6 protein-coding genes and 3 pseudogenes are annotated in these 7609 nt (G+C 36.1%); 5 read left to right on the top strand and 4 right to left on the bottom strand.

Going from position 1 to position 7609, the window contains the following annotated elements; translation table 11 throughout:
- Positions 1-190: 190 nt before the first annotated feature.
- Complete coding sequence (locus JCM14209_RS08200; RefSeq protein ID WP_025022991.1) at positions 191-2017, top strand: SEC10/PgrA surface exclusion domain-containing protein; 1827 nt, start codon at positions 191-193, stop codon at positions 2015-2017.
- Between the two features lie 400 nt (positions 2018-2417).
- Here the strand turns inward: JCM14209_RS08200 and JCM14209_RS10320 are convergent.
- A pseudogene (locus JCM14209_RS10320) lies at positions 2418-2495 on the bottom strand (FanG protein); the annotation flags it as partial.
- Positions 2496-2523: 28 nt separating this feature from the next.
- On the opposite strand from JCM14209_RS10320, the gene JCM14209_RS08195 reads away from it, so the two are divergent.
- From JCM14209_RS08195 to JCM14209_RS10210, 4 genes and pseudogenes are all read left to right on the top strand, one after another.
- A complete protein-coding gene (locus JCM14209_RS08195; RefSeq protein ID WP_025022990.1) occupies positions 2524-3138 on the top strand; it encodes a CadD family cadmium resistance transporter in 615 nt (204 codons plus the stop codon).
- Positions 3139-3149: 11 nt separating this feature from the next.
- Positions 3150-3488, top strand: a complete 339-nt coding sequence (gene cadX, locus JCM14209_RS08190) for a Cd(II)/Zn(II)-sensing metalloregulatory transcriptional regulator CadX (RefSeq protein WP_025022989.1) — start codon at positions 3150-3152, stop codon at positions 3486-3488.
- A gap of 39 nt (positions 3489-3527) precedes the next feature.
- Positions 3528-3702, top strand: a pseudogene (locus JCM14209_RS10085) (helix-turn-helix domain-containing protein); the annotation flags it as partial.
- Complete coding sequence (locus JCM14209_RS10210; protein WP_025022988.1) at positions 3679-4014, top strand: hypothetical protein; 336 nt, start codon at positions 3679-3681, stop codon at positions 4012-4014. The pseudogene JCM14209_RS10085 and the gene JCM14209_RS10210, both read left to right, overlap by 24 nt.
- Before the next feature lie 126 nt (positions 4015-4140).
- On the opposite strand, the gene JCM14209_RS08180 is transcribed toward JCM14209_RS10210, so the two are convergent.
- The 3 genes and pseudogenes from JCM14209_RS08180 to JCM14209_RS10080 form a co-directional block, all read right to left on the bottom strand.
- Positions 4141-5391 carry an oxidoreductase gene (locus tag JCM14209_RS08180; RefSeq protein WP_025022987.1) on the bottom strand — a complete coding sequence of 417 codons (1251 nt, stop codon included), beginning with the start codon at positions 5389-5391 and terminating at the stop codon, positions 4141-4143.
- Positions 5392-5538: 147 nt separating this feature from the next.
- Entirely contained in the window at positions 5539-7290 is a 1752-nt protein-coding gene (locus JCM14209_RS08175) for a 1-deoxy-D-xylulose-5-phosphate synthase (protein ID WP_025022986.1), read from the bottom strand.
- 200 nt (positions 7291-7490) lie between these two features.
- Positions 7491-7609 (bottom strand): annotated as a pseudogene (locus JCM14209_RS10080) (zinc ribbon domain-containing protein); the annotation flags it as partial.

Here is a 7609-nt window from a genome sequence, read left to right as displayed (position 1 = left end):
GAAAATATAAATTTAAAATTTTTAAAATTTATAGTGGAAATAATAAATGTGTATCAGTTATAGCAGAAGGATAAAAAAATAAAGACTAAGCTTACTGTAGATTATAAAATATATAACAAAATCTATTGCTATATATTTTATTTTTTGATATAGTTTATTGTGTAATTTTAGGAAAAGGGGAAGATATAATATGGATAAAAAGAAAATTACATTAGCTGCAGCAGCAGCGCTTGCAACAACTGGTGTTTTAGCAAACGAAGCAAACGCTGATAATGTTGAAACAACACCAGCACAAGTTCAACCAGAAGCACAATCAACTACACAAGCTAGTGTTGATGCTGCTAAGGCAAACTTGGATTCAGCAGCTGAAAATGTTGCCCAAACACAAAAGGATGTTGATCAAGCAAAGGCTAACTTAGATTCAGCACAACAAAGCAAAAACATGACACAAGATGAAAAAGATGAAGCTTTACAACAAGCAAAATCAGATTTGGCAAGTCAAAAAGAAGTAACTGCTAAGAATCAAACTGCAGAAAAAGCAGCTCAAGATGAGTTAACTAAAGCTCAATCTGAACAAGAAAAAGCTTCAGCAACCTTAAACAATGCACAACAAGAAAAAACAGTTCCAAGTCTAGGTTTTACTAAACAACAACGTGCAGCCGCACAAAAATTTGTTAGTGAATATACTAAGCGAATGAAGAAAGTCGATAATCGTGGAAAAATCCTAGAAGACTTGGTAGATGATGTTAAAGATGACTATTTTGCTTCAGATGATCTAAAGCAAAGCTACAAAGATTTAGTTAATGTTTTAACAAATTCTGGAAATAATCCATCATGGAAAGATACAAATAAAGCTGATTTAAATACAACAGTTGACTTAGATAACTTAACTCGAGAACAAGTAGTTGATTTATCATTATTTACTGCTCAACTATATAATCAAATGCTTAAAGATTTAGGTGTTGATGGCATGGTAAGTAAATATGAAGTTACTGAAGGTGGCGTTGATATGGTTCGCACTTCAGCAAATGATAGTAGAGGACTTCTTACATCAACTGCAACTAATTTAAATCACCAAGATTTAGACTATGGATTATATACGGGATTTAATCAATTAAAAGTTTTAGTAGACAAAAAGCATTCTAAAGCAACAATGGCAGACATGAAAGAAGCAATGGTTAAGCAACTTGTTTCAGTTATGTTTGAGGCACCAGCTACTGCAGAAGCGTGGACGTTGGGCTCTGTACTTACAAAAGCTCTTAATCTTGATTCAGTTACACCTAATGGTTTTTCAAACGAATATTTAAGTTCAGATACTATTGCTCTTAGAGATGGCAAAAAGTTCTTAGCTTTAACACTTACTTATCCAGATCGTGATCTTGGAGATGAAGCAATCAAAAATAAAATGAATGTAGTCATCAACAACCCATACAAGTTAGGAAGCACCACTCTAACAGACGGTTTAGCAAAACAAGTTGAAAAAGCTAACAAGCAAGTTGAAGAAGCCAAATCTCAATTAAATGCTGCTAAAGAAGCTGTTAAGCAATCACAAGCAAAGGAAGCTAAGGCACAACAAACAATCGCAGCCTTAGAAAACCAAAATCCTAAGAGTGTTGAAGAAGCACAAAAGGCATACGATGAAGCTGTAGCTAAGAATGAAGAAGCTAAGGCAAATCAAGCTCAAGCACAAAAAGCATACGATGATGCACTTGCTGCATTAAACTCACAAACAAAATCAGATGAAGTAGCAGCAGTTGTTAAAGGCGACTCAAACAAGTTAGTCTTATCAACACCAAAAACAACTGATAACAAAGAAGTTAGCTCAAGTGTAGTAGTAACACCAGTAGTTAAGCACGAAACTTCTAAAGCGACTGTTGTAAATAACAACAATCAATTAGTCAAGAAAGCTACTTTACCACAAACAGGTGAAGCACAAAGTAGTGCAACAATGGCAGGGGTAGTTCTTACCGCATTTAGCGCAATGCTTGGTTTTGGTTTATCTCGTAAAGAAAAATAGTAATTAAGTAGATCGAGAGTTTTCTCGGTCTATTTTTTGTTTTTAAAAATAACGAATTTAGATATAGGACAAATATTTTGATTTATCCTATACCTAAAATAGAAAAATTTGAAAATAAAAAAACAAACCGATAACTTTTGAGGTTATCGGGATGGTAAAAGTTAGCATTTAATGCTTTTTATGATAAAAAATATATTGAAATAATAGATATAAAGATGAATTAAGAAGGAATTAGCTTGCTTGCACGCTCTATTAAAATATAACTATTGCAAACTATACAACAGTCCAATCGTAAGTAGAAACCAGATGACTTTTTGTCGTCTGGTTTTTTGTTGGAGTTAATTTATACTATTGACTATAAGTTATAAATTCGGGAACGCTTGTAATATAATTATATCCATATTTGGTACACTAACTTCTTATCTATATTTTGGTGGATTTTAAGTTGACATCTACAAAGTTTAATGTTAGGATACATTCAAAAATATATTTGAATGAGGTGTTTTATGATTCAAAATGTTGTTACTTCAATAATCCTGTATTCTGGGACAGCTGTAGACTTACTTATTATCCTAATGTTATTTTTTGCCAAAAGAAAAAGCAGAAAAGACATCATTAACATCTATTTAGGACAATTTCTAGGCTCTGTTAGTCTAATATTGCTAAGTTTGCTTTTTGCATTTGTCTTAAATTATATTCCTAGTAAAGAGATTTTAGGTTTACTCGGTTTGATTCCAATTTTCCTAGGCCTCAAAATTTTGCTTTTAGGAGATTCTGATGGAGAAGCTATTGCAAAAGATGGTTTGCGAAAAGACAATAAAAACCTGATCTTTCTAGTCGCTATGATTACTTTTGCAAGTTGTGGCGCTGACAATATTGGTGTCTTTGTCCCATATTTTACCACCTTAAATTTAGCGAATTTGATAGTGACTTTACTTACTTTTCTAGTCATGATTTATCTCTTGGTTTTTTCTGCCCAAAAATTGGCACAAGTCCCTTCTGTTGGAGAAACTTTGGAAAAATATAGCAGATGGTTTATTGCCGTTGTCTATTTAGGATTGGGGATGTATATCCTGATTGAAAACAACAGTTTTGACATGCTATGGGCTGTGTTAGGTTAGGAGAAAAAATTATGAAAAAAGATAGTATCTGTCAAGTGGATGTTATTAATCAACAAAATGTTACAACCGCAACGAACTACCTTAAAAAGGAAAAAGTCCAAAAATCACTTCGCATTTTATCAAAATTTACCGATAATAAACAGATAAATATCATCTTTTATTTCCTTGCCGTCGAAGAACTCTGTGTCTGCGATATAGCCTGTTTACTAAATCTCAGTATGGCATCTGCCTCCCACCATCTTCGTAAACTAGCCAATCAAAACATCTTGGACACTAGAAGAGAGGGGAAAATTATATATTATTTTATAAAAGATGAGGAAATCAGAGATTTTTTTAATCAACTAGGATAACAACTATTTTTACTATTTTTCCATGATTGTAGGGGGATTATATATGAAATTTTTGAAGAAAATTATTCACAAGAAATACCTACTCATATCAAAAATTTAAGAAAAAAAACACAATATTACACAAAGCGAACTAGGCAATGTAGGTCAAGTCAGTCAAGTTGAAAGTGGTAAGCGACCAATTACGAGTTCGATGTTAGTTTATTGGAACGGATTAATTGAGTTAGTTCTTGATTACGGTCAGAGGGCAAATGTTGTCTTTCACAAAGCACAAAATTTTAAGTTCTTGAAATATATTGAAATGGAAAAAATGTTAGGTTTAGCAAACTCATTTATGACAACACAAGAGTTCCAAGATGCAACTTTGCAGGGTTATGAAAGAGTGGGTAAAAATAAATTTAAATCAGACGAAGAATTATTTAGCTATATTGCTAGTAATTTTGATAAAATTCTCAAACTTATGGTTCTTAATGACAACAAATCTGTATCATTTAGCGAGGCAGTCACAAGTGTATTTGAAGAAAAATAATTGTAGATTATGAAAATCTTACTAAAGCGTTGGTATGATATATATCAACGCTTTTTTTCCAATAAAAATACCCAACAATCTTTTTTGGTTGTTGGGTGTTTTACTATCTAATTATTATCCATCCCACTATTTCATTTGAGAATTATCAGGATACTTCATTTCAGTCCAGCCACCAAAGCCTTCGTGAAGATCATAAATAGAATCATCGACTTTAATAGGGATTGGTTGAGGGCCTTTAGTTGAGTAAACATCAATTAAACCTTGTGTTAATTTCGCGTCTTTAGCTTGTTTAGCGGATAAAGTCGTGATAACTTCGTCGTCTTTTCCAGCGAGAATTTTTTCAGCGAATAAAGGATCAACGATGTTTTCACGTCCGACACCGACCATGTCGCCTCCGATGGCTAAAGCACCTTCAGCGGTCTTACGATCACGCACACTACCAGTTAAGAGAAGGGCAGTGTCGTTTTGTAACGCTGGTTTTAATAACTCAGCGAGTGACTTGTCTGAGTCATGGAAGTTTTCAGCGGAAACTTCGCGGTCAACTAACATTGGATCACCTGGTTTTGCGGCGTAGTTTGTCAATGAGAAGTGAACGTAATCAAGGTCATATTGGCTGGTGATGGCTTCAAGTAATTTGTATGAATCATGCCATGTATAACCGACATTTTGGCCGTGGATTTCTTCTGGAGAAATGCGGTAACCCACGATGAAATCAGCAGGAGCGTACTTCTTCACGGCGTCTGTGACTGATTTAACCACCGCTAATGGGAAGTTCATGCGCTTTTCTAAGCTACCACCCCAGTGATCTTCACGTCGGTTTGAGTATTGTGAGAAGAATTGTTGGATTAAGTAGTGGTTAGCACCATGAATTTCCACGCCATCAAATCCTGCTTCAACGGCGCGGCGAACAGCTTGACCAAAGTCGTCAATGATTTCTTTAACTTGTTCATCGCTTAATTCGTGAACCTTGTATGGTAAGAATGGATAGTCAATTGCGCTTGGAGCGTAAACTGGCTTATCTTCCATCGCACGCACGTTAGCTTCACGCCCAGTGTGTGCGATTTGTAAGATTGCCTTGTTGCCATCTTTTTTCAAAGCAGTTGCGATTTTTGTAAGTTGAGGGATGAACTTATCATCAAATACCGCTAATTGTTCACGTCCACGACGCCATGATTGCGCAGGGCCACCATTTTCTGAAACGTAGTGGTATTCAGTAATAATCATCCCACCAGCTTTAGAACGTGCAGCATAATAATTAATTGTGTCTTCTGTCGCAAACCCCATATCACCACTGTTAGTAAGCATTGGGGCTTGGAAGAAGCGGTTGTTGACAGTTGCGCCATGTTTAAATGTTAGTTTGTCAGATAATTGGGTCATAAAAATGTCCTCCTTTGATAACTTTTTCACAAACTATTATAACGCTTACTGTAATCGTTTACAATAAATGAAAATAGGAAATGAGTTAAAAAATCACTAAAAAAGTTCTAAAAAAACGCCCATCTGAAATGAGATGAGCGTTGCTGACTATTTTTCTAATAGCACTTTAGCATCATTTACAATGTTTTTAGGAGTAAGGTGATAACGATCGAGTAATTCTTTGCCAGAAACTTGATCAGTGTATTCGCGCAATGCACCGTAGTTTTTGACTAAAATATCATCTCTATCGCCTAAATATGACGCAACTTTTTGACCAAACCCGCCATCAACTGCATTGTCTTCAAGGGTAATAATGATCCTGTGACTCGCTGCAAGTTCATCGAGAGTCTTAGTATCTAAGATATTAGCGCTAACTGGGTTGACCACTGTTGCGCCTAATTCTTTAGCAGCAGGGACACCAACTTGGTGATACATGCTACCTAAAGCAAGAATGGCAATATCTTTACCCAATTTAACTTGATAAGCAGGTTTTGCATAATCGTCAAGCACTGGCCCGTCAACGGGAATTTGACGCGCCGGCTTTTTAATTGCGACAGGATTATCTTTTTGGTTAAGCGCCCATGTCAACATCGCTTTTTCTTCCGCTAACGTGGTTGGGGCGAGATAAATCCAGTTCGGTAAGTTACTAATCATAACTTGATCGAAATTCCCCAAGTGTGTTTTGGAACCACCATTGATTGAGGCCGACACGAACATTACGATTGGTAATTCGTTCGCTGCAACGTCATGTGATAATTGATCAAAAGCTCTTTGAAGGAAAGTTGAGTTTTGGAATACCACAGGAGTTACACCGTTCTTTACGGCACCGGCAGCAAATGAAATTGATTCTTGTTCTGCAATGCCCACATCAACGTAGTTATCTGGATAATTTTGCTTGATATCACTCAAACCAAATGCTCCAGGGATAGCAGCGTTGATTGCAAGAACTTTTTGGCCTTGGTCAATTGCATCTTTAATCACGTCTAAAGCAACTGAATTAGCAGTTGGTCCGGCTGGGGCTTCAAACTTAGGAGAATCATCTTCTAAGTTAAATGGAGCTACCCAGTGGTGAGTTCCAGGTGATTGCAATGCTGGTTCGTACCCTTTACCCTTAAGTGTATTAACGTGTAATAAGATGGGGTGATCCACATCTTTGACAGCTTCAAAGGCTTTGATCATTGAAGCAATGTCATTACCTTTAGCTTCATAACGATAGTCAAATCCCATCGCTTTGAATGGATTGTTTTGGGCTTGACCGTTTGATGCACGTAAGTCAGCAAGAAGTTTAACCATCCCGCCGACGTTTTCATCAATTGACCATTGGTTATCGTTTAAGACAACCACGAGGTTATGTTTTTCGATGGCAGCGTTGTTTAAACCTTCAAAAGCAACGCCCCCAGTCATAGAACCATCCCCAATTAAAGCCATAATATTTTCATTACCTCCGCGTAAATCACGGGCCTTAGCCATCCCTGTAGCAAGTGCGATTGATGCTGAAGTATGACCTAAAGCGAAGTAGTCATAAGGACTTTCTTCTGGATTAGTATAAGGAGTAACATCTTCATACTTGTCAGGATCAAGCCAAGCAAAAGCACGCCCAGTCAACATTTTATGTGGATATGTTTGGTGGGAGATGTCCCAGATAATCTTGTCTTCGGGGGCGTCGAACACATAATGATAAGCAATTGTAAGTTCGACAATGCCAAGATCAGGACTGAGGTGTCCACCAATTTTAGCGTCTTTTTCTAAAATCAAAGTTCTGATTTCGCTGGCTAGCTGCGTAAGTTCATCGATTGAAAGTTTCTTTAAATCTTTGGGAGATTGAATCTGATTTAAAAGAAATTCAGGATGCATATTCATGTTCATTTCCTGCTATATAAAATGTAGAACAATATAGAATATCGCGTATGCTAGTCTATATTATTAGAAAGAATATAGACTTCCTTTCTTAATTTTATTTACTACCGTCAACATTAATGTTCCCATATCCTAACTAGAGGGTAATGACATTGATTAACTCTTGTAGCTTTAAAGGGTGTAGCCCACCCTAAAATATCTTCTTATGCTAAGGTTAGGAGATTTTTTACTGCATTCATATCTCTATCCATAATCGCACCACAGTCATAACACACGTATTCATTATGTTTAGTGCCATGTTTTTCATTTCCATACAATGTAA

Source organism: Ligilactobacillus hayakitensis DSM 18933 = JCM 14209 (genome assembly GCF_000615845.1).
In the GTDB taxonomy this organism is placed as follows: Bacteria; Bacillota; Bacilli; order Lactobacillales; family Lactobacillaceae; genus Ligilactobacillus; species Ligilactobacillus hayakitensis.
This window is presented reverse-complemented; position numbering and strand designations above follow the sequence as displayed.